The organism is Herbaspirillum autotrophicum (genome assembly GCF_001189915.1).
Taxonomy (GTDB): domain Bacteria; phylum Pseudomonadota; class Gammaproteobacteria; order Burkholderiales; family Burkholderiaceae_D; genus Herbaspirillum; species Herbaspirillum autotrophicum.
In genome coordinates this window covers 1-22,052 of sequence record NZ_LFLS01000004.1, presented here as the reverse complement: position 1 = coordinate 22,052, position 22,052 = coordinate 1, and the positions used below count along the sequence as shown (strand labels likewise).

Genomic DNA, 22,052 nt, shown 5'->3' with positions numbered 1-22,052 from the left:
AATGTGAATAAACCTGACCAGCTGGCCCTTGCCGGCAGCGCGGTGCAGGCGTATGGCAGGGCTTATGCTGCCGTGCTGGCAGGCGCGATCAGCTTGACCACTTTGATTGACTGATTTTGAACCTGCACGATCTCGATCACACAGCCGGCGATCTTGACGCAGACGTTGGCTTCCGGAATGTCGCGCAACCATTCCAGCAGCAAGCCGTTGAGGGTTTTGGGGCCATCCAGAGGAAACGCCAGGCCCAGACGCTTGTTGACGTCACGCAAGGTGGTGGCGCCTTCCAGCAGGCACACGCCATTGTCATCCCAGGCAAAACTGTCAGCCCGGGCAGCGCCCGGCGTGGAGGTGGTGAATTCGCCGATCATCTCTTCGATGATGTCTTCCAGCGTTACCAGACCTTGCACTTCGCCATATTCGTCGACGATGATGCCGAGTCGCTCGTGGTTTTCCTGAAAATATTGCAGTTGGGTGAAGACGTCCGTGTCTTGCGGGATGAAATAGGGAGGAGTCAGCAAGGCGCGGAAATCTTCGGTGGTGATTTCATCTTCCTGATTGAACAGCGTCACCGCCTTGCGTACATGCAAAATGCCGATGATCTGGTTGATTTCGCCTTCGTAGACCGGCAACTTGTTGTGATAGCAGGTCGCCAGCTGGTGCCGGATTTCATCGACGGAGACGGCAAGATTGAGCGCCTCGACCTGGGCGCGCGGTGTCATGACGTCTTCCACCGAGATTTTTTCCAGATCAAACAGATTCAATAAAATGCTTTTGTGTTTTTGCGGAATGAAATTGCCGCCCTCAAGCACAATCGAGCGTAGTTCCTCCGGCGAGAAACGTTGCTCTCGGGCATGAGATCCGGTCTTGATGCGCAACAAACCGAGAAACGTCGACACGAACAGATTGACGAACCAGATCAGCGGTTTGGCGATAGCCATCAACGGTTTCAGAATGAAGCTGGTCGGCAGCGCAATGCGTTCGGGATAGGTGGCGCCGATGATCTTGGGGCCGATTTCAGCAAAGACGATCAGCAGAAAGGCGACGCAGGCGGTGGCGATAGTGATGACTTTTTCGTGATTGCCGAAGGTGGAGATGGCAATCGCCGTGACCAGCGCCGTGGCCAGAGCATTGATGAGGGTGTTGGCGATCAGTACCAGTGACAGCAGCTTGTCGGTGCGCTCCAGCAACCACAAGGTGGTGGCGGCGCGTTTGTTGCCGCGTCTGGCCATGTGTCGCAGGCGATGCCGATTGGCTGCCATCAGCGCCGTTTCGGCCATCGCGAAGAAGGCCGAACACAGGATCAGGATAATCAGTGCAAGAATCTGCACCCATAAGGGCACGGTATTCAAAGAGTCGCCGTATATAGTTGATGTAATGTTGGTCGGGGTGAGAGGATTCGAACCTCCGGCCTCTACGTCCCGAACGTAGCGCTCTACCAGGCTAAGCTACACCCCGCTAACCAGAATCACTGTGCGGGGAATGGTGCTCAGTGATTGCGATCAACCGCGAACGTCGATAATTCTAGCAAAGAATCTTTGTACTCGCTATTGGGCAAGGCGCTGATCGCATCGGCGGCGCGGCGTGCCGCTTTTTCTGCTTCCTGGCGGGTGTAATCGAGGGCGCCGGAGGAGGTGATTGCGGCCAGAATCTGGTCGAAATGCTGCTCGTCGCCGTTTTCGATACAAGCCCGTACCAGATCGCGTTGTTGCGGTGTGCCGTGTTCCATCAGATAAATCAGCGGCAGGGTGGGTTTGCCTTCGCGCAGGTCGTCACCGACGTTCTTGCCGATTTCGGCGGCATTGCCGGAGTAATCCAGCACATCGTCGATCAGTTGAAACGCGGTGCCAAGCGACCGGCCGTACTCGCCGGCGGCGTCGATGTCGGCATCGGAGGCGCCGGCAATCAGCGCGCCGAGCTGCGCGGCAGCTTCGAACAGCTTGGCGGTCTTGGAGCGGATCACTTGCAGATATGCCGCTTCGTTGACGTCCGGGTTGTGCATGTTCAGCAACTGCAGCACTTCACCTTCGGCGATCACATTGGTGGCGTCGGCCACGATTTGCATGACGCGGGCATTATTGACGCCGACCATCATCTGGAAGGCGCGCGAATACAGGAAGTCGCCCACCAGCACCGAGGCGGCATTGCCGAACAGGGCATTGGCAGTCTGCTTGCCGCGCCGCATTGACGATTCGTCAACCACATCATCGTGCAGCAGGGTTGCGGTATGAATGAATTCAATCACCGCCGCCAGCGAGTGGTGCGTAGCGCCGCGATAGCCGCAGGCGTTGGCCATCAGCAATACCAGTACCGGGCGGATGCGCTTGCCGCCGGCGCTGATGATGTATTCGGCAACCTGATTGACCAGCGGCACTTCCGAATAAAGTTGCTCGCGGATAACGACGTTGACGGCGTCCATATCGGCGGCAATCGGTTGGGTGATGGTATTGTGCGTAGCGGAGTGGAGTGCGGCAGACAAGGCGAAACCTGTGAAAAATCGTGATTGCGGTGATTATACGATGACACGCAGGAACACACCTGCCTGTCTGTTGACCGAATTGCTTCAGTGACATGAATAGTCCGGTGTTGTATGGGGAAGTCAAGGACTTTTGACGGCCGTGCTAAGTCTATGTATAATTGGAGGTTTTCCCGATTCGCCTGGCTGTTTTCAAGGGCGCAAGCAGGAGAGAAAAGAAAATTTACTCAATTATTCGATAGAGGTTTCACATGTACGCGGTCATAAAAACCGGCGGCAAACAATATAAAGTTGCTGCTGGTGAAAAACTTAAAGTAGAACAGATACCGGCAGACATTGGCTCCGAAATCACTTTGGATCAAGTGCTCGCAGTGGGCGCAGGCGATACCGTGAAATTCGGTGCGCCGTTGGTCGAGGGTGCAAAGGTGCTTGCTACCGTAGTAGCTCAAGGTCGCCACGATAAAGTCAAGATCTTCAAAATGCGTCGTCGTAAGCATTATCAGAAGCGTCAAGGCCATCGTCAAAACTACACCGAACTGCAAATCGTCTCGATCAGCGCTTAAGCGCAGGTCAAACTTAGATCAAGGAGTCATTAAATGGCACATAAAAAAGGCGGCGGCACTACGCGCAACGGCCGTGATTCAGAGTCGAAACGACTCGGCGTCAAGGTCTACGGTGGCCAGGCCATCAACGCAGGCGGCATCATCATCCGTCAACGCGGCACCAAGGTTCATCCTGGTGAAAACGTCGGTATGGGCAAGGATCACACCCTGTTCGCACTGACACCAGGCAAGGTTCAGTTTGTTATCAAAGGCGTTGCAAAGCGCCAGTACGTGACTGTCGTCGCAGCCTGATCACCGGCTCACTGCAAGTCATTACATAAGGCGCAAGCCTTTCATTAAAAGGCTCTGCCTCTGGTAGGGCCTTTTTGATTTTTAGCGGCAAAAAATAATCATGAAGTTTATCGACGAAGCAAAAATCGAAGTCATCGCTGGCGATGGCGGCAACGGTGTTGCGAGTTTTTGCCGCGAAAAATTCAGACCGTTCGGCGGTCCTGATGGCGGCGACGGCGGCAAAGGTGGCAGTATCTGGGCGGTCGCTGACCGTAACGTCAACACCCTGATTGACTACCGTTATGCCAAGCTGCACAAGGCGCGCAACGGTGAAAATGGTCGCGGAGCGGACTGCTACGGCAAGGGCGCGGACGACATTTTCCTGCGCATGCCGGTCGGCACGCTGATCGTGGACAACGCCACCGGCGAGCATATTGCCGATCTGACCGAGCACGAACAAGTCGTGTTGCTGGCCAAGGGCGGCGAAGGCGGCTGGGGCAACATCCATTTCAAGACATCGACCAACCGTGCGCCGCGTCAGAAGAGCGAAGGCAAGGAAGGCGAACGTCGCGAAATGCGTCTCGAATTGAAAGTACTGGCGGATGTCGGCTTGCTGGGCATGCCGAACGCAGGTAAATCGACGTTCATTTCGGCAGTGTCGAATGCGCGTCCAAAGATTGCCGATTATCCGTTTACTACGTTGCATCCGAATCTGGGTGTGGTGCGCGTGAGCCACGAAAAGAGTTTCGTGATCGCCGACATTCCGGGTCTGATCGAAGGCGCGGCTGACGGTGCCGGTCTGGGCGTGCAGTTCCTGCGCCATTTGCAGCGCACCGGTTTGCTGTTGCATATCGTCGATCTGGCGCCGTTTGAAAACACGGTTGATCCGGTCAAGGAAGCCAAGGCAATCGTCAAGGAATTGAAGAAGTACGATGATTCCCTGTTCGAGAAACCGCGCTGGCTGGTATTGAACAAGCTTGATATGGTGCCGGAAGAAGAGCGCAAAAAGCGCGTCAAGGACTTCGTCAAGCGCTTCGGCTGGAAGGGCCCGGTATTCGAAATTTCGGCATTGACGCGTGAAGGTTGCGAAGATCTGATTACCGAAATCTACGCCTATCTGGATGCCAAGCGGCAGAAGGAACATCGTGCAGAAGAGACGCAGATGACTGAAGAGGCGCGCGGCATTTCGTCCATCGATCCGGATGATCCTCGCTTCAAGGTGCTTGATTAATTTCTGTTGAGACTGTCGTCGTCCGACGGCAGTCTTTCTTTGCCAGGTTCTGTGGCGCTTCTTCAGATAACCCTATGCATTCCGTAATACAGCAAGCCAAGCGCATCATTATCAAAGTCGGCTCGTCGCTCGTGACCAATGATGGTAAAGGTCTGGACAGCGCAGCGATTGCCAAATGGGCTGAGCAGATTGCGCAATTGCGCGCGCTCGGCAAGGAAGTGGTACTGGTCAGTTCCGGCGCGATTGCCGAAGGCATGCAGCGCTTGCGCTTTGAAAAGCGACCGACGGGCGTGCATGAATTGCAGGCTTGCGCGGCGGTTGGGCAAATGGGGCTGGCGCAAATCTACGAGAGCAGCTTTCGTTCTTTCGGTCTGGGCACGGCGCAGGTCTTGCTCACCCACGCTGATCTGGCAGACCGCGAGCGTTACCTCAATGCACGTTCGACCTTGTTCACGCTGCTGCGCTTCGGCGTGGTACCGATCATCAATGAAAACGATACCGTGGTCACCGATGAAATCAAGTTCGGTGATAACGATACGCTCGGCGCGTTGGTGGCCAATCTGATCGAGGCCGACGTCTTGATCATTCTGACCGATCAGCGCGGCTTGTACACCGCAGATCCGCGCAAGGATCCGGCGGCGCAATTCGTGCATGAAGCCAAGGCTGGTGATCTGTCCCTGGAAGCCATGGCAGGCGGCGCCGGTACCGGTATCGGCCGTGGCGGCATGCTGACCAAGATACTGGCGGCCAAGCGTGCCGCTACTTCAGGCGCTCACACCGTAATTGCGTGGGGGCGGGAAGATCAGGTCTTGACGCGACTGGCCGGAGGCGAAGCCATCGGTACCCAGTTGACGGCGCAAACCGCGCAACTGACGGCGCGCAAACAGTGGATGGCAGATCACTTGCAAACTGCTGGCCGGGTAGTGCTCGATGCCGGCGCAGTGCAAAAGCTGACGGCCGACGGCAAGTCCCTGCTGCCTATCGGCGTTACCGAAGTGATTGGCGAGTTCGGCCGCGGTGATGTGATTACTTGCGTCGATAGTGCCGGTCGTGCGATTGCACGTGGCATGAGCAACTATGCCAGCTCTGACGCGCGTCGCATCATTCGTCACTCGTCATCGGAAATTCTGGCGATACTGGGGTTTGTGGAAGAATCAGAATTGATTCATCGCGATAATCTGGTGTTGCTCTGAAATCATGGCCGGCGGCAAGGATTCTGATTGTCGCCGGCCATGATTTTTTGTCAGTCGCTGTTGCGGGTGTAGTCGATGGGACGTTTATCGCGCAAGCGGGCAATGATGCTTTTTTCGGTGCCGTTGATCATTAAGCCCTGGCAGAAATAATCTTTATACAACGCAGCATCCTGCCGGTTGGGGCCGACGTCGGCAATCCGCTTCCAGCTGTTCTGACGCGAACGCGACCAGGTGCCGTCTGCCTGTCCGAAGGCGTACAGCTTTTTCTCGCCGGTCTGGCAGCGAATCCCTTCATAAGTGGTATTGATGGCACCGCCCGCCATCTTGGTGACAATGGTGTAGCGGATGATGCCGTCGCTGCCTACTGTCAGCGAATGCAAATCGACCGCCGAGGTGGAGGTCGCTGTCGGACTCACATAGAACTCAGCCATATTGGCTGCCTGCGGTGCCGGTGGCAATTGCACCGCAATTTCCTGCCACGGCTTTTCTTCGTCGTCGAACTCTTCTTCGAAACTTCCCAGTTGTTGCGCAAAGCTGGCCGCAGCAGAGCATAGCAAGATGCTGGCGACGGCACTGCGCAACAGACCACGACGCCAGCTTGCGCTGGTGTCACTTGCACGATCAAACAGGCATGGCAAAAACATGGGTATTCACTTATCAGTGTGCGGAGTCGGTGACTCGGCGTGGTTTTCATTGTCGCAGGCAGCGCCGGGCAACAATGATGCAGGACGTCGCAATACTGCTTGCGGACGTGCCAGGAAACGGGATAGTTCCTTCAGGGCAAGTTGGTAGACCTCGCGTTTGAATTCAATCACGACGTCCAGCGGTACCCAGTAGTCATGCCAGCGCCAGGCATCGAATTCGGGATGCGACGTCAGGCGCAGATTGACGTCGCAATCGCGGCCTACCATGCGCAGCAAAAACCAGATCTGTTTCTGGCCGCGGTAATGGCCACGCACTTCGCGCTTGATGAAATGATCGGGAACCTCATAGCGCAACCAGTCGCGGGTGCGACCGATGATCTTGACATGCTCCGCCTTCAGACCGATTTCTTCTTCCAACTCCCGGAACATGGCCTGTTCCGGCGTCTCTCCATGCTTGATGCCGCCTTGTGGAAATTGCCACGAATGCTCTTTTACTCGCTTGCCCCACCATACCTCATTCTGGGCATTGAGCAAGATGATGCCGACGTTCGGGCGAAAGCCTTCTCGATCCAGCATAGGGGTCCTCAAAACTTTCTGCGGCAGGGCGTCCTCTTTTGCCCAATCCGGCCCGCATCATTACTGTGTGCGTTGCTAATGTTTTGCGTGGGCGCACATCAGGAGCCGGCACATCTCATACTGGATGTGGGTGAAACATGGGTCAATTGTGCAAAGAGTGGGCGCATCAGCCAGCTAATCCTTTAAAATTACGTCGATTATAACCTTCCTCTTTTAAAAAGAACCCATCGTCATGCGCGCCTCCCGTTTTTTTATTTCTACTCTGAAAGAAGCTCCTTCCGATGCCGAGATCGTCAGTCACAAGCTGATGATGCGGGCCGGCATGATCAAGCGTCTCGGGTCCGGCATTTACACCTACATGCCGATGGGATTGCGCGTGATCCGCAAGGTGGAAGCCATTGTGCGCGAGGAAATGAACCGCTCGGGCGCCGTCGAATTGCTGATGCCGGTGGTGCAGCCGGCCGAGCTGTGGCAGGAAACCGGACGCTGGGACAAGATGGGGCCGGAGTTGATGCGCGTGAAAGACCGTCACGGTCGCGATTTCGCCATCCAGCCGACCTCTGAGGAAGTGGTCACCGATGTGGCGCGTACCGAATTGCGCAGCTACAAGCAACTGCCGGTCAATTTTTATCATATCCAGACCAAATTCCGGGATGAGCGCCGTCCGCGTTTCGGACTGATGCGCGGCCGCGAATTCACTATGAAGGATGCCTATTCCTTTGACAAGGATGTGAATGGCCTGAAGCAGTCGTACCAGATCATGTATGACGCCTATGTCCGCATTTTTACCCGTTTCGGTTTGCAGTTCCGTGCCGTGGCGGCAGACAACGGCGCCATCGGCGGTTCCGGTTCGCATGAATTCCACGTGATTGCGGCGACCGGCGAAGATGCTCTGGTATATTGCCCGACCTCGGATTACGCGGCCAATATGGAAGCCGCAGAAGCCATGCCGCTCAATGCGGCGCGTCCGGCGGCAACGGCGGCGCTGACCAAAACCGCGACACCGGGCAAAGCCAAGTGCGAAGCGGTGGCCGAATTGTTGCAACTGCCGCTGGCACAAACCATCAAGTCGATTGTGCTGACGGTGGAAAAAGCGGCGCCGGCCGAGAAGGAAGTCTGGCTGTTGTTGTTGCGCGGCGATCATGAACTCAATGAAATCAAGGCTTCGAAAATTGCCGGCCTGAGTGGTTATCGCTTTGCCAACGAAGCGGAAATCGTTGAATGGTTCGGCACCCCGCCGGGTTATCTTGGCCCGATCGGTACTAAAAAGCCGGTCAAGGTGGTGGCCGACCGTACCGTCGCCAACATGAGTGATTTCGTCTGTGGCGCCAATGAAGTCGATTTCCACTATACCGGCGCCAACTGGGGCCGCGATTTGCCGGAGCCAATCGTGGCCGATCTGCGCAACGTGGTCGAAGGTGATCCGTCGCCGGATGGCAAGGGCGTGCTGGCCATTCAGCGCGGCATTGAAGTCGGCCACGTGTTCCAGCTCGGTACCACTTACTCGGAATCGATGAAGGCAACCTATCTGGATGAAACCGGCAAGCCGCAGCCACTGCAGATGGGCTGTTACGGTATCGGCGTCACCCGTATTCTGGGTGCCGCCATCGAGCAGAATTTCGATGATAAGGGCATCATCTGGCCATTGTCGCTGGCGCCGTTTGAAGTGGTGCTGTGTCCGATGGGCTATGACCGCAGCGAAGCGGTCAAGACCGAAATCGACAAGTTGTACGAAGCGTTGGTGGCGGCCGGCGTGGATGTCGTGCTGGATGATCGCGGCGAACGTCCGGGTGCCATGTTTGCTGACTGGGAACTGATTGGCGTACCGCATCGTATCGTGATCGGTGATCGCGGGCTGAAGGATGGCCAGATTGAATATCAGGGACGACGTGATGCTGCTGCCACCAATGTGCCGCTGCAAGATGCGCTCGCCTTCATCCAAGGCAAACTGGCCTGATCGTGCCGACTGGCACGGCACGCGTCGGCGACGTGTGTTGTGCCTGAGCGGCCTGTCGCTGTTGCTGGCGACAGGTTCTGCTCATGCCGGTAATCAACAGGAAGAAGCCATTGCCGATGGCGTGCGTATGGCACTGGCCCGCGCCGTCACTGACGGCAGTCCGCCGCAAATACAGTTCCCCGATATTGATCAGCGCATCCGTTATCTGAACTGGCTCGGTGACATGTCCATGCGTTTGCGCGACATCATTCCCGATCTGCAGACCCGTATCGAATTTCTCGAAACCACCTGGTATGAATCTCGTCGCGCCGGGCTGGATACGGCACTGGTGCTGGGCGTGATTGAAGTTGAGTCTGCCTTTCGCAAGTATGCGATTTCATCGGCAGGGGCTACCGGCTATATGCAGGTGATGCCATTCTGGACGCGTGTGGTCGGTGATGGAGACCGCAGCAAGCTGTTCCATATGCAAAGCAATTTACGCTATGGCTGCGCCATCTTGCGCATGTATCTGGATCAGGAAGCCGGCGATTACTTTCTGGCGCTGGGGCGTTATAACGGCAGTCGCGGCGAATCAGCTTATCCGGACGCAGTGCTGAAGGCATGGCGGCGCTGGGAATATCAGGCTAAACCGATGCTCTCGCGGCAGCGTGATATTTCCTGAGCGCCAACCCCGCATTATTCCTTGCTGGCGGGTTCCTGAATGATGGTGACCGATTTTCTCAGAATGCCACCTTCCTGGGCGTTGCCTTCAACGGCGGTCGGATTGTCGATGCGACGCCGGCAATCGGCCTGATCCTGCTCTGGCAGGGAGCGGCAGCGTGCCAGTGCGTTTTGCCGGTATTGGGTTTGATCGGCATCACCGAGCTTGCCTTGTTTTTCCTGCAGATACGCGGCTTCTGTTTCGCGCAGGCAGGTTTTCTTGTCTTCATTGGATTGGCCGTTCAGGCAGGCGGCGCGCTCTTTCTGGTATCTGGCGTCGGCTGCTGTCGATTTGCTGCCGGCGGCCTGAGCGCTGCCCGCAGACAGCAGGCCGAGCATGACGACCAGCGCCAGACTGCGCAGGTGACTGTGCGCAGAGGATTGTCGATTGTGAAATGTCATGATTACATCCTTCCATCCATGGTATCGATAAGCACTAGACCGCATGGCGAGGCACTAAGTTCGGCCTATCTGCCATGGCAGTCGTCCGACAAAACAAAAACGCCCGCATTGCGCGGGCGTTTTTGTTTTGCAATCAAGCTTGCAAAACCTGTAACGCTTATTTCAGATGGCCGGAAATCAGCTTGGTCATTTCAAACATCGATACTTGCTTCTTGCCACCAAAAACAACTTTCAGTTTGTCATCGGCATCGATATTGCGTTTGTTTTCCGGATTTTGCAGATTGTGTTTCTTGATGTATTCCCAAACCTTCTTGGTCACTTCGGTGCGTGGCAGCGGCTTGGCGCCAACCACTTCCGCCAGTGCCGGGGATGGTGTCAGGGGCTTCATGAAGGCTGCATTCGGAGTACGTGCCGGCTTTGCTGCTGCAACTTTCTTGACTGCTGCCGGTTTGGCTGCTGCTTTCGGTGCTGCTTTTGGAGCGGCTTTTACTGCGGGCTTCTTCGCTGCGGCTGCTGGTTTTTTGGCTGTGGCCATCTGTAAGCCTCCTTGACAAGGAATTGGTTAGGTGCGTCAATCACGCAACGCTAATAGTGGTGGGGTTTTCCCGGCGATGCAAGTGTTTTTTGAGGCTTTCACACCCAAAACTTCCGCCAGGCAACACCGTTTGCCAAATCCTTGTTTTTCGCCTGTAGAAAGCGGCTTGCGCGGCTGTCAGCGCATGCCCGGCATCATGTTTTTCATGCCGCGCATCATTTTCATCATGCCGCCGCCCTTGAGCTTCTTCATCATCGATTGCATTTGCTCGAACTGTGCCAGCATGCGGTTGACTTCCTGCACCTGAACACCGGCACCGGTCGCGATACGGCGCTTGCGGGAAGCCTTGATCAGTTCCGGTTTGCTGCGTTCCTGCATGGTCATGGAATTGATGATGCCTTCCATGCGGCGCACCTGTTTTTCGGCCTGATCCATATTGGCATTGCCGGCCGCTTGCTGCATCTGCGCCGGCAGCTTGTCGAGCAGGCTGGACAGGCCGCCCATTTTCTTCATCTGACCGAGCTGGGCCTTGAAATCGTTGAGATCGAATTTGCCGCCGCCCTTGATCTTGTGCGCCAGATCCTGTGCCGCAGCGACGTCGACACCCTTTTTCGCTTCTTCCACCAGCGCCAGGATGTCGCCCATACCGAGAATACGGTTGGCCATGCGGCTCGGGTCGAAGGCTTCCAGGCCATCCAGTTTTTCGGCCACGCCGGCAAATTTGATCGGCTTGCCGGTGATATGACGTACCGACAATGCAGCACCGCCACGTGAGTCACCGTCGAGCTTGGTCAGTACGATACCGGTCAGGGGCAGGGCGTCACTGAAGGCCTTGGCCGTGTTGATGGCATCCTGACCCAGCATGGCATCGACCACGAACAGGGTTTCGATTGGCTTGACGGCGGCGTGCACGGCACGGATTTCCTGCATCATCGCTTCATCAATGCCCAGACGACCGGCGGTATCGATGATCAGCACGTCATGGAAATGCCGCTTGGCGTAATCCAGCGCTGCCAGCGCGATGTCGACCGGTTTGTCGGTCGGCTGCGACGGGAAGAAATCGGCGCCGACCTGTTCGGTGACGGTCTGCAACTGGCCGATAGCGGCCGGGCGATAGACGTCGGCGGAAACCGTCAGGACCTTTTTCTTTTTGTTTTCGCGCAGATACTTGGCCAGCTTGCCGACGGTAGTGGTTTTACCGGCACCTTGCAGACCTGCCATCAAAATGATGGCGGGCGGCTGGGTGGCGAAATTCAATTGCGACGCTTCCGGGCCGAGATCGGCACCCATCAGGCTCGCCAGTTCACGCTGCACGACGCCGACCAGCGCCTGTCCCGGCGTGAGCGAACCGATGACTTCTTCGCCGACGGCCTTTTCTTTGACCTTGGCGATGAACTCACGCACTGCCGGCAAGGCAACGTCGGCCTCCAGCAAGGCCAGCCGCACTTCGCGCAACATTTCGGCGGTATTGGTTTCAGTCAGGCGCGCTTCACCGCGCATGGTTTTAACGACTTTGGCAAGGCGTTGGGTCAGATTGTCGAGCATGATGTGCGGATATCTTCAAAAGGAGGCGGCCCTCCGATCGGCGACCGGATGGCGTGGTAATCGGTCATTTTACCTGATCAAAGGCAGCCTGCCGCTTTGCTGAAACGGAGTGGCCGCGAAGTGCCGGATAAACTCCTGGCTTGTTCTCGTTGCTTGAGTAAGGGAAACTCCTGACTTGTTCTCGCCTGTTTAATTGTGTATACAGTGGCGAGGATTCTGTAACGTCGCCAGCAGAGAGCGTACGGATAGGTTCTAATCTGACTTGCTCCTCCAAAAGAGGGGCGAGATACAAGAGCAATACTTTGTACTTATAACCATAAGGAGAGAGATCAATGAATAAAAAACTGATTGCAGCAACCCTGTTGACTGCCAGCGCGGCCCTGGCTGCATCCGCTCAGGCACAAGAAGTCGTGCGTCTGGGTAATCTGAAATTCGCGCATTATGGCGCCGTGTCGTACATCAAGGAAATTGCACCGAAATGTGGCATCAAGGTCGAAGAACATGTCTTCGCCAAAGGCCCGGATGTCATGCAGGCGATTCTGGCCGGTGAACTCGATGTCGGTGCGACTGCCTCCGAAGCGGCTATTTCCGGACGTGCCAATGGCGCGCCGATCTATGTCGTGGCCGGTTTTGCCAAGGGCGGTGCACGTCTGGTGGCAGCCAAGGATTCCGGTATCAAGTCGGTCAAGGATCTCAAGGGTAAAAAAGTGGGGGTGACCCGCGGCGGTATTCATGAAGTACTGCTGGATGCCGAACTCGGACAAAACGGCCTGACGCCGAAAGACGTGCAAATTGTTTACCTGGCCTTTGCCGATCTGAATCAGGCATTGCTCGGTAAAAACATCGACGCCATGATGCAGAGCGAACCGCAATCCTCGCAGGCCATCAACAAGGGTTTCGGTTTCGAAGTCATGAAGCCGTACGATACCCCGATCGGCGAACCGGTACGGACCATGGTCATGACCGAAAAATTCTATAAAGAGAAACGGCCGCTGGCCGAGAAGTTCATGCGTTGCTTCGTCGAGGCGACCAAGACCTTCATCGACAGCAAGGACGTCGCCGAGAAGTATGTGCGCGAAGTGATCTTCAAGAATCAGATCACCAAGGAAGACTTCCTCGATGCCATCGGCAATTCGCCTTACTCCTATGACATCACGCCGGAACACATTCAGGTCACGACCGACACCATGGCCAAATACGGTACCGGCAAAATGGCCAAACCGCCGGTCGCCAAGGATTGGGTGAAGACCGATTTGCTGGATCAAGCCAAAAAGAGCCTGAACATCAAATAAGGAATACGCACATGAGCAAGTTCAAGGAGGGCATGAGCGGATTGCTGGTGCCGGTATTGGCGATTGCCATCTGGCAAACCGCTTCATCGCTGGGCTGGATCAATCCGCTGGTGTTGCCGTCGCCATGGGCAGTGGTGCGCAAGTGGTTTGAATATCTGTCGCCACTGACGCCCTATAGTCCCGACAGCGGCAGTTGGCTGGCGTGGCTGTTTTCGGGGGAGCTGATTCACGATGCGATCGGCAGTCTGTATCGCGTGGTAGTCGGTTTTCTGATCGGTGCCGGTCTGGCATTGCCGCTCGGTTTGCTGATGGGATCCAGCAAGCGGGTTTACGCGCTGATGAACCTGACGGTACAGGTGATCCGGCCGATTCCGCCGATTGCGTATATCCCGCTGGCGATTCTGTGGTTCGGTCTGGGCAATCCGCCAGCCCTGTTCCTGATCTCGCTCGGTGCGTTTTTCCCGGTATTGATGAATACCATCGCCGGCGTGCGGCAGGTCGACAGCATTTATCTGCGGGCAGCGCGCAATCTCGGCGCCAGCCAGCGCACGCTGTTCATGCGGGTGATGCTGCCGGCGTCGGTGCCGTACATCCTGTCGGGTGTGCGGATCGGTATCGGCACCGCGTTCATCGTGGTGATCGTGGCCGAAATGATTGCGGTCAGTAATGGCCTCGGGTTCCGGATCATGGAAGCACGCGAGTACTTTTGGTCCGACAAGATCATTGCCGGCATGATCACGATCGGTTTGCTGGGACTGGCGATCGATATGGGAATGAGCCGTCTGAACAATTACATGTTGCGGTGGCACCGCGGATTGGAGAGCTAGGATGAGCGCATCTGCATCGCAAATCGTCATATCCGGCGTCAACAAGGTATTCAAAAGCAGTGATCGCGAAGTGGTGGCGCTCAAGGACATCAACCTGACCATCCCGGACGGCCAGTTCGTCTGTCTGCTGGGGCCCTCCGGCTGCGGCAAGTCGACCCTGCTCAACGCGATTGCCGGTTTTGCCCTGCCCAGCACCGGCAGCATCGTCACCAATGGCAAGACGGTGACGGAACCGGGGCCGGATCGCGGCATGGTGTTCCAGGAGTACGCCTTGTTTCCGTGGATGACGGTCGAGGAAAATGTGGCATTCGGTCTTGAAATCAAGGGCGTGGGCAAGCAGGCGATCCAGGAGCGGGTCTCGCAATTGCTGGAGAAACTGGGGCTGATCGATTTCCGCAGCCGCTTTCCCAAAGACTTGTCGGGCGGCATGCGGCAACGCGTGGCGATTGCCCGGGTACTGGCGCTGGATTCACCGATCATGCTGATGGACGAACCGTTTGGCGCCCTCGATGCCCTGACGCGCCGCAACTTGCAGGATGAGTTGCTGCGCATCTGGGATGAATTCAAGAAAACCATCGTCTTCGTGACGCACAGCATCGAGGAAGCCATCTATCTGGCCGACCGCATTGTCGTGATGACCTATCGTCCCGGCACCATCAAGCGCGACATCACGGTTACCTTGCCGCGTCTGCGCGATCCGGCCGATCCCGAGTTCAATGCCCTCAAGCGCGAACTCGGCCAACTCGTGATGGAGGAGCAGCAGCGCCATCATCATGACGAAATGCGCGCCGCAGCGGTCGACTGACGCCCGAGACTGACGCGCTGTACAGAAGCAGGCAGATACCGGCCCCGGAATCAGGGGCCGGCGTCTGTTGTGCTGCGACATAGTGTAAACTCGGACCTGTTCGCACTTACCATCTTGCTGACAGAACCTAGCCGATGCAAACCTATTTTTTTATCCTGGCCGCGCTGCTGTATCTGACCTGCGCCTTCCTGCCCTCGGAGCGGCGCTTGCCGATTTCTCTGGGGACACTGCTCGGCTGGCTGCTGCATGGCGGAGCCCTGTTGTCCGACATGTTCGCGCCGGAAGCGGTGCGGGTTGGATTCGGCGTGATGCTGTCGGCCACCATGTGGGTATCGGTGGCCGCTTACTGGCTGGAAAATCGCAACTTCTCGCTCGACAGTCTGCGCGTGCTGGTGCTACCGGTGGCGGCCGTGGCCGTCATCCTGCCGACCATCTTCCCCGGCAACATGGTGATGCTGACCGGCAAGTCGGATTGGTTTCTCGGTCATATCGCGGTGTCGATACTGGCCTACAGCACGCTGACCATTGCCGCTTTTCATGCGGTCTTGATGGTGTTGCAGGAATCGCGTCTGCATACCCGGCCGGGACCGGCCAAGGCCGGCTGGTTCGGTTTGGCGCTGGACCGGCTGCCGGCCTTGCTGACAATGGAAAAAATTCTGTTTCGTCTGATCGCCTTCGGGTTTGTCCTGTTGACGCTGACGGTATTGTCGGGCGTGGTGTTTTCCGAGCAATTGTTCGGCAAGGCATTCCGCTGGGACCACAAGACAATCTTTACGTTGTTGTCGTGGGCCTTGTTTGGTTTATTGCTGGCGGGACGTCGCTGGCAAGGGTGGCGCGGTCGTACCGCGCTCAGTTTTACGCTGACCGGTTTCGCCATTTTGCTGCTGGCCTATGTGGGCAGCCGTTTTGTGCTTGAAGTCGTGCTGCACCGGGTACTGGTATGAAATATCTGATTTGGTTGGTAGTGGCCCTGGCCGTTGTGGTCTGGCTCAAACGTGCAAAGAAAACCATCATGCCGGGCGGCATGGGTGGTGCCGCCGGCAGCGCCGGGTCGCGGCAGTCGAAGTCGCAGGTGCCCGAGGTGGAGCATATGGTGCAGTGCGCCCATTGCAATATCCACTTCCCGGCATCCGAAGCGGTGACCGATGCCAGCGGCCAGGTATTTTGCAGCGTCGAACATCTACGCTTGTCTGCTCCCTGATATGTCGCAACGGCCTGACCGCCACTCTGTTCCGGACCTGCACGCCGCACCGCTGACCATTGATGCCGATGGCTGGTGCCCGCAGGCGCAGCAGCATGCTTCGCCCAATTGCGATGGACGTCCCGATGACGCCGTGCCCGAGTTGCTGGTGATTCATAACATCAGCTTGCCGCCGGGCCAGTTCGGCGGGCCGTTCATCGGCGACCTGTTTTGCAACCGGCTCGATTACGAGGCGCATGCCTATTTTGATCAGTTGCGCAGTCTGCGGGTATCGGCGCATTTCGTGATTCAGCGCGACGGCCAGTTGCTGCAGTTCGTCTCCGCCAGTGCACGGGCATGGCATGCCGGCATTTCCAGCTTCAATGGCCGCGAGCGCTGCAATGACTTTTCGATTGGCATCGAGCTGGAGGGGACCGACTTCGAACCCTTTACCGACGCACAATATGCGGTACTGCTGCAACTCACCATTGCTTTGCAGCATCGCTACGGCTTCGCCGATGTCACCGGGCACGAACATATTGCCCCCGGCAGAAAGACCGACCCCGGTCCGTTTTTCGACTGGGACCGCTATGCCGCCGACTGGCAGCGCCGGCCCCGCCACGCGCAACTGCGCTTCCGTTCTGGGTCGCCGAAAGTCAAGCAGGAAGCAAATAAAAATATCCGAAAATAGCGGTTGCATCTGCCACTTGCTGCTACTAGAATTAGTGCAAATCGTTGGGTAGTGACTAGATGTAGTGTTTTTGGAAAGACTTCTTCAGTTTGTACAGGTGGTGCTTCAAGAAGGTAAATGGTTGCATTCAATGCTGCAACATCCCGACTGTATCTCTCAACACCGATTCATATTGCAGGTTCCGCCAGCGCAGGTTTTCCAGCGTCAGCGGCCCCTCGGCATTTCAGAGACCCCCGGAAATCGGGACTCTTATTAGTAAGGTGGGCAGCTCTGCTGCCCGACATTCACAGATTCAGGAGGCTCAGTGCGCTCTACACAAGAAATTTCCGCCAAATCGCCAGCAGAACACGGCATTGTCCCAACCTCGGCCAGCGCCGACTCAGCGACGGTCAAATCGTCATCAGGTCTGGGCGAATACCGGATCATCCGCCGCAATGGCGCGGTAGTCGGTTTCGAACCATCGAAAATCTCGATCGCAGTCACCAAGGCTTTTCTGGCAGTCAACGGCGGCCAGGGTGCGGCTTCGGCGCGTGTGCGCGAAATGGTCGAGCAGTTGACGACCAACGTGGTGTCGGCGCTGGTGCGTCGTCAGCCAACCGGCGGTACGTTCCATATTGAAGATATCCAGGACCAGGTCGAACTGGCGCTGATGCGCTCGGGCGAACATGATGTGGCCCGCGCTTATGTGCTGTATCGCGCCAAGCGGATGGAAGAGCGCGCACAGCAAGGTGCCGGCAAGGCCGACATCGTGGCGCCGCAACTGCACGTGGTGGAAGACGGCAAGACCCGTCTGCTGGATATCAGCGAAGTACGCAATCTGATCACGGCCGCTTGTGTCGGTCTGGAAAAGCATGCTGACGCCGATGCCATTCTGGCCGAAACCTTCAAGAACCTGTACGACGGCGTACCGGTGGAAGAATTGCACAAGTCGTCGATTCTGGCAGCGCGCGCATTGATGGAAAAAGACCCTGCTTATAGTCAGGTTACTGCCCGTCTGCTGATGCATACCGTGCGCAAGGAAGTGTTCGGCAAGGAGGTGGCTCAGGCGGATGCACCTGCCGAGTACCTGGATTACTTCCCGAAATTCATCAAGAAGGGTATCGATGCAGAATTGCTCGACACCAAGCTGGCGCAGTTCGACCTGAAGCAACTGGCCGAAGCGCTCAAGCCGGAACGCGACCTGCAATTCGGTTACCTCGGTCTGCAAACGCTGTACGACCGTTACTTCCTGCATATCCGCGGTACCCGCATCGAAATGCCGCAAGCGTTTTACATGCGCGTGGCGATGGGTCTGGCGCTCAACGAAGTCAACCGTGAAGCCCGTGCCATCGAGTTCTACGACTTGCTGTCGTCGTTCGACTTCATGAGCTCGACCCCGACCCTGTTCAACTCCGGCACGCTGCGTTCGCAACTGTCGTCGTGCTACCTGACGACCGTGGCCGATGATCTGGACGGCATCTACGAAGCCATCAAGGAAAACGCCCTGCTGGCCAAGTACGCCGGCGGTCTGGGCAACGACTGGACGCCAGTGCGTTCGCTCGGCGCCCACATCAAGGGTACCAACGGCAAGTCGCAAGGCGTGGTGCCATTCCTGAAAGTGGTCAATGACACTGCCGTGGCAGTGAATCAGGGTGGCAAGCGCAAGGGTGCAGTCTGCGCCTACCTCGAAACCTGGCACATGGACATCGAGGAATTCCTGGAACTGCGTAAAAACACCGGCGATGACCGCCGTCGTACGCATGACATGAATACCGCCAACTGGATTCCTGACATGTTCATGAAGCGCGTCATGGAAAAGGGCGAGTGGACCTTGTTCTCGCCATCCGATGCGCCTGACCTGCACGACAAGTTCGGTAAAGCCTTCGAAGAAGCCTATCTGGGCTACGAAGCCAAGGCTGCCCGTGGCGAACTGCGTCTGTTCAAGAAGGTGCAGGCACTGGATCTGTGGCGCAAGATGCTGTCGATGCTGTTCGAAACCGGTCACCCATGGATCACCTTCAAGGACCCATGCAACATCCGTTCGCCGCAGCAACACGTCGGCGTCGTCCACAGCTCGAACCTGTGCACCGAGATCACGCTCAACACCAACGAATCGGAAATCGCGGTCTGCAATCTGGGCTCGGTCAACATGCCGGCCCACCTGGTCAACGGCGAAATCGACCACGTCAAACTGCAAAAAACCATCCGCACTGCCATGCGCATGCTGGATAACGTGATCGACATCAACTATTATGCAGTCAAGAAGGCACGTGACTCGAACCTGCGTCACCGTCCGGTCGGCCTCGGCATCATGGGCTTCCAGGACTGTCTGCACATCAAGCGCGTGCCATATGCGTCGACTGATGCCGTTGAGTTTGCCGACCGTTCGATGGAAGCCGTCTGCTATTTCGCTTACCTGGCTTCGACCGAACTGGCTGAAGAACGTGGTCGTTACAGCTCGTATCGCGGCTCGCTGTGGGATCGCGGCATCCTGCCACAGGATTCGCTGAAGCTGCTGGCTGAAGAGCGTGGCGGTTATCTGGAAGCCGACATGTCGTCGACACTGGACTGGACTTCGTTGCGGGCCCGCATTGCCGAGTTCGGCATGCGCAACTCGAATTGCGTGGCGATTGCCCCGACAGCGACGATTTCGAACATCATCGGCGTCTCGGCTTGCATCGAACCGACCTATCAGAACCTGTATGTGAAGTCGAACCTGTCCGGCGAATTTACAGAAATCAATGAATACCTGGTACGTGATCTGAAGTCGCGCGGTCTGTGGGATGAAGTCATGATCTCCGACCTCAAGTATTTCGATGGCAGCCTGGCCAAGATCGACCGCATTCCGCAAGATTTGCGCGATATCTACGCTACCGCCTTCGAAGTCGAACCGTCGTGGCTGGTGGAAGCGGCATCGCGTCGTCAGAAGTGGATCGATCAGGCACAGTCGCTCAACATCTATATGGCCGGTGCTTCCGGCAAGCGTCTGGATGAAACATACAAGCTGGCATGGCTGCGGGGTCTGAAGACGACCTATTACCTCCGCACCATTGGCGCTACCCACATGGAGAAGTCGACCTCCAAGACCGGCGCGCTCAACGCCGTGTCAGTTGACGGCAGCACCGGCGGTATTTCCGCCGTGGCGGCAGCACCTGCTGAAATCGAAACTGACGGTCCGGCGTGCGTGTTGCGTCCGGGTGACGCCGGCTTCGAGGAATGCGAAGCTTGCCAATAAGATCGGCGACCCGCTGATCCAGGGCGGTTGATCCGCCCGTCGTTGCCGTCAGTTGTGACGGCAACGCTTCTTGCCCGGCCAGAGCCGGGTGGTACGAACAGATATGAGTAAAGGAATCCACTATGCTTTCTTGGGATGATGAAGCGGCTGCCAAACCAGCATCCGCCGCGCCGCGCGCGACCCCGCAACCGAACTTGCAGCAGGCCAGCCAGCAGCGTGCGCAGTTTACTGACACCGCGCTGAATCCGGCCTTTGTCACCAAGGACGAGCCGAAGGTCGATGTCACCAGCCGCGTCAATGCCGCCGACAAGCGCATCATCAATGGCCATACTGACGTCAACCAACTGGTGCCGTTCAAGTACAAGTGGGCATGGGACAAGTACCTGGCCGGTTGCGCCAACCACTGGATGCCGCAGGAAATCAACATGCAGCGCGACATCGAATTGTGGAAAGACCCGAATGGTCTGACCGACGATGAGCGTCGTCTGGTCAAGCGCAACCTGGGCTTCTTCGTGACGGCCGACTCGCTGGCCGCCAACAATATCGTGCTCGGCACCTACCGTCACATCACGGCACCGGAATGCCGTCAGTACCTGCTGCGTCAGGCGTTTGAAGAAGCGATTCATACGCACGCCTACCAGTACATCGTCGAATCGCTGGGTCTGGACGAAGCGGAAATCTTCAACGCGTACCATGAAGTGAAGTCGATTCGCGACAAGGACGAGTTCCTGATCCCGTTCATCAACACGCTGACCGATCCGGAATTCAAAACCGGCACGACTGAAAACGATCAGAAATTATTGAAGTCGCTGATCGTGTTTGCCTGCATCATGGAAGGTCTGTTCTTCTATGTTGGCTTCACGCAAATCCTTGCGCTGGGCCGTCAGAACAAGATGATGGGCGCGGCGGAACAGTATCAGTACATCTTGCGCGACGAGTCGATGCACTGCAATTTCGGGATCGATTTGATCAACACGGTGAAGATGGAAAACCCGCATTTGTGGACGCCTGAATTCCGCGATGAAATTAAATCGTTGTTTTTAAGCGCGGTAGAGTTGGAATATCGCTACGCAGAGGATACAATGCCGCGAGGCGTGCTAGGTTTGAATGCGCCGATGTTCAAAGGTTACTTACGGTTCATCGCTAATCGTCGCGCACAGCAAATCGGAATTGACCCGCTGTTCGCGCAAGAAGAAAATCCGTTTCCGTGGATGAGCGAAATGATCGACTTGAAGAAGGAGCGCAACTTCTTTGAAACCCGAGTCATCGAATATCAAACCGGAGGCGCGTTGAACTGGGAATGATGTGCAGTCTCGTAAGTGCTCTTCATCGAGACACGTGAAGCACAGAAACAGTCGGGTAGCTTGCAAGATACCCGGACTGTCAAAAACTGAAAGGCTTTCACCAAATTAATGGACAGAGCGAATCGATCTTATCTGCGATCTTATCTGTTATCGCCGCTTAACCTGACCAGGTCGGGTAAGGCGGCTTTTCCTTTGAAAAACCTGAAGGTTTTTCGAGGGTGCTATTCCGACGCTAGCGTGTAATCCGCTGGCGTTTTTTTTGGTTGTGCGTGCCGCGTGTGCGGCACGGTGCTTCGAGCCCCGTGAGGGCGCAGCCACAACCGAGATAGCTGAAGTGCTGCATAGGTGAGGGGATGCAGCAGTTCAGCTGGTGCCGAATTCATTAGCGCAAGCAGAGGTTTGCTTGTGCCGATGAATAATCCGCCTGCGTCATCGCGATGGAGCAGGAGGATTTCTTAAATCAAGCTTGATTTTTTCCATCACGTGAAGAAGGAGAAACAAAATGGCAACAGCAACAAAGAAACCGGCAGCGAAGAAGCCTGCTGCGAAAAAACCAGCGGCAGCCGCTAAGAAACCAGTAGCAGCCAAGGCAGCAGCTCCTAAAAAAGCAGTTGCGGCCAAGAAGCCAGTAGCGAAGGCAGCAGCAAAGCC

General features: G+C 56.6%; 22 protein-coding genes and 1 tRNA gene. 14 read left to right on the top strand and 9 right to left on the bottom strand.

The features are described from left to right. Positions 1 to 62 precede the first annotated feature (62 nt). From AKL27_RS04005 to ispB, 3 genes are all read right to left on the bottom strand, one after another. Positions 63 to 1,349 carry an HlyC/CorC family transporter gene (locus AKL27_RS04005; RefSeq protein ID WP_050461503.1) on the bottom strand — a complete coding sequence of 429 codons (1,287 nt, stop codon included), beginning with the start codon at positions 1,347 to 1,349 and terminating at the stop codon, positions 63 to 65. A 29-nt stretch (positions 1,350 to 1,378) separates the two neighbouring features. Next, positions 1,379 to 1,455, bottom strand: a tRNA-Pro gene (locus tag AKL27_RS04000). Positions 1,456 to 1,486: 31 nt separating this feature from the next. Beyond that, positions 1,487 to 2,476 (bottom strand): octaprenyl diphosphate synthase, encoded by a 990-nt coding sequence (gene ispB, locus AKL27_RS03995; RefSeq protein ID WP_050461502.1) that lies wholly within the window; start codon positions 2,474 to 2,476, stop codon positions 1,487 to 1,489. 248 nt (positions 2,477 to 2,724) lie between these two features. On the opposite strand from ispB, the gene rplU reads away from it, so the two are divergent. The 4 genes from rplU to proB all read left to right on the top strand — a co-directional run bounded on the left by rplU (position 2,725) and on the right by proB (position 5,730). Continuing rightward, positions 2,725 to 3,036, top strand: coding sequence for a 50S ribosomal protein L21 (gene rplU / locus AKL27_RS03990; protein WP_050461501.1), 312 nt, complete (start codon positions 2,725 to 2,727; stop codon positions 3,034 to 3,036). Between the two features lie 33 nt (positions 3,037 to 3,069). Further along, on the top strand, positions 3,070 to 3,327 hold the full coding sequence (rpmA, locus tag AKL27_RS03985) for a 50S ribosomal protein L27 (protein ID WP_050461500.1): 258 nt from the start codon (positions 3,070 to 3,072) through the stop codon (positions 3,325 to 3,327). A gap of 100 nt (positions 3,328 to 3,427) precedes the next feature. Next, a complete protein-coding gene (obgE, locus tag AKL27_RS03980; protein ID WP_050461499.1) occupies positions 3,428 to 4,537 on the top strand; it encodes an Obg family GTPase CgtA in 1,110 nt (369 codons plus the stop codon). Between the two features lie 74 nt (positions 4,538 to 4,611). After that, positions 4,612 to 5,730, top strand: a complete 1,119-nt coding sequence (gene proB, locus AKL27_RS03975) for a glutamate 5-kinase (protein WP_050461498.1) — start codon at positions 4,612 to 4,614, stop codon at positions 5,728 to 5,730. Positions 5,731 to 5,780: 50 nt separating this feature from the next. Here proB and AKL27_RS03970 read toward each other — a convergent pair whose 3' ends face one another. Further along, positions 5,781 to 6,374, bottom strand: coding sequence for a CNP1-like family protein (locus AKL27_RS03970; RefSeq protein WP_050461497.1), 594 nt, complete (start codon positions 6,372 to 6,374; stop codon positions 5,781 to 5,783). Between the two features lie 6 nt (positions 6,375 to 6,380). Next, a complete protein-coding gene (locus AKL27_RS03965; protein WP_050461496.1) occupies positions 6,381 to 6,950 on the bottom strand; it encodes an RNA pyrophosphohydrolase in 570 nt (189 codons plus the stop codon). Positions 6,951 to 7,182: 232 nt separating this feature from the next. Here AKL27_RS03965 and AKL27_RS03960 point away from each other — a divergent pair, with 232 nt between their 5' ends. After that, on the top strand, positions 7,183 to 8,907 hold the full coding sequence (locus AKL27_RS03960) for a proline--tRNA ligase (RefSeq protein ID WP_050461495.1): 1,725 nt from the start codon (positions 7,183 to 7,185) through the stop codon (positions 8,905 to 8,907). Next, positions 8,873 to 9,568, top strand: coding sequence for a lytic transglycosylase domain-containing protein (locus AKL27_RS03955; protein ID WP_157056788.1), 696 nt, complete (start codon positions 8,873 to 8,875; stop codon positions 9,566 to 9,568). The genes AKL27_RS03960 and AKL27_RS03955 overlap by 35 nt, the downstream gene beginning before the upstream one ends. A gap of 14 nt (positions 9,569 to 9,582) precedes the next feature. Here the strand turns inward: AKL27_RS03955 and AKL27_RS03950 are convergent, their stop codons facing one another. The 3 genes from AKL27_RS03950 to ffh form a co-directional block, all read right to left on the bottom strand. Next, positions 9,583 to 10,008 (bottom strand): hypothetical protein, encoded by a 426-nt coding sequence (locus tag AKL27_RS03950; protein ID WP_050461493.1) that lies wholly within the window; start codon positions 10,006 to 10,008, stop codon positions 9,583 to 9,585. Positions 10,009 to 10,165: 157 nt separating this feature from the next. Next, positions 10,166 to 10,543 (bottom strand): SWIB/MDM2 domain-containing protein, encoded by a 378-nt coding sequence (locus tag AKL27_RS03945; RefSeq protein WP_050461492.1) that lies wholly within the window; start codon positions 10,541 to 10,543, stop codon positions 10,166 to 10,168. Positions 10,544 to 10,720: 177 nt separating this feature from the next. Further along, complete coding sequence (ffh, locus tag AKL27_RS03940) at positions 10,721 to 12,088, bottom strand: signal recognition particle protein (protein WP_050461491.1); 1,368 nt, start codon at positions 12,086 to 12,088, stop codon at positions 10,721 to 10,723. 332 nt (positions 12,089 to 12,420) lie between these two features. On the opposite strand from ffh, the gene AKL27_RS03935 reads away from it, so the two are divergent. From AKL27_RS03935 to AKL27_RS03900, 8 genes are all read left to right on the top strand, one after another. Then, positions 12,421 to 13,380, top strand: a complete 960-nt coding sequence (locus tag AKL27_RS03935; RefSeq protein WP_050461490.1) for an ABC transporter substrate-binding protein — start codon at positions 12,421 to 12,423, stop codon at positions 13,378 to 13,380. A gap of 11 nt (positions 13,381 to 13,391) precedes the next feature. Then, positions 13,392 to 14,207 (top strand): ABC transporter permease, encoded by an 816-nt coding sequence (locus AKL27_RS03930; protein WP_050461489.1) that lies wholly within the window; start codon positions 13,392 to 13,394, stop codon positions 14,205 to 14,207. Between the two features lies 1 nt (position 14,208). Then, on the top strand, positions 14,209 to 15,012 hold the full coding sequence (locus AKL27_RS03925) for an ABC transporter ATP-binding protein (protein ID WP_050461488.1): 804 nt from the start codon (positions 14,209 to 14,211) through the stop codon (positions 15,010 to 15,012). 134 nt (positions 15,013 to 15,146) lie between these two features. Next, positions 15,147 to 15,956: a cytochrome C assembly family protein gene (locus tag AKL27_RS03920; protein ID WP_050461487.1), complete on the top strand. Its 810-nt coding sequence runs from the start codon at positions 15,147 to 15,149 to the stop codon at positions 15,954 to 15,956. Further along, positions 15,953 to 16,213 (top strand): PP0621 family protein, encoded by a 261-nt coding sequence (locus AKL27_RS03915; protein WP_050461486.1) that lies wholly within the window; start codon positions 15,953 to 15,955, stop codon positions 16,211 to 16,213. Before AKL27_RS03920 ends, AKL27_RS03915 begins: the two co-directional genes overlap by 4 nt. 1 nt (position 16,214) lies before the next feature. Beyond that, entirely contained in the window at positions 16,215 to 16,883 is a 669-nt protein-coding gene (ampD, locus tag AKL27_RS03910) for a 1,6-anhydro-N-acetylmuramyl-L-alanine amidase AmpD (protein ID WP_050461485.1), read from the top strand. A 304-nt stretch (positions 16,884 to 17,187) separates the two neighbouring features. Next, positions 17,188 to 20,097, top strand: coding sequence for a ribonucleoside-diphosphate reductase subunit alpha (locus tag AKL27_RS03905; protein ID WP_050461484.1), 2,910 nt, complete (start codon positions 17,188 to 17,190; stop codon positions 20,095 to 20,097). Positions 20,098 to 20,219: 122 nt separating this feature from the next. Beyond that, positions 20,220 to 21,401 carry a ribonucleotide-diphosphate reductase subunit beta gene (locus AKL27_RS03900; protein ID WP_050461483.1) on the top strand — a complete coding sequence of 394 codons (1,182 nt, stop codon included), beginning with the start codon at positions 20,220 to 20,222 and terminating at the stop codon, positions 21,399 to 21,401. Between the two features lie 429 nt (positions 21,402 to 21,830). Here AKL27_RS03900 and AKL27_RS28100 read toward each other — a convergent pair. After that, on the bottom strand, positions 21,831 to 22,052 hold a 222-nt coding region (locus tag AKL27_RS28100), incomplete at its 5' end, for a hypothetical protein (protein WP_198155882.1).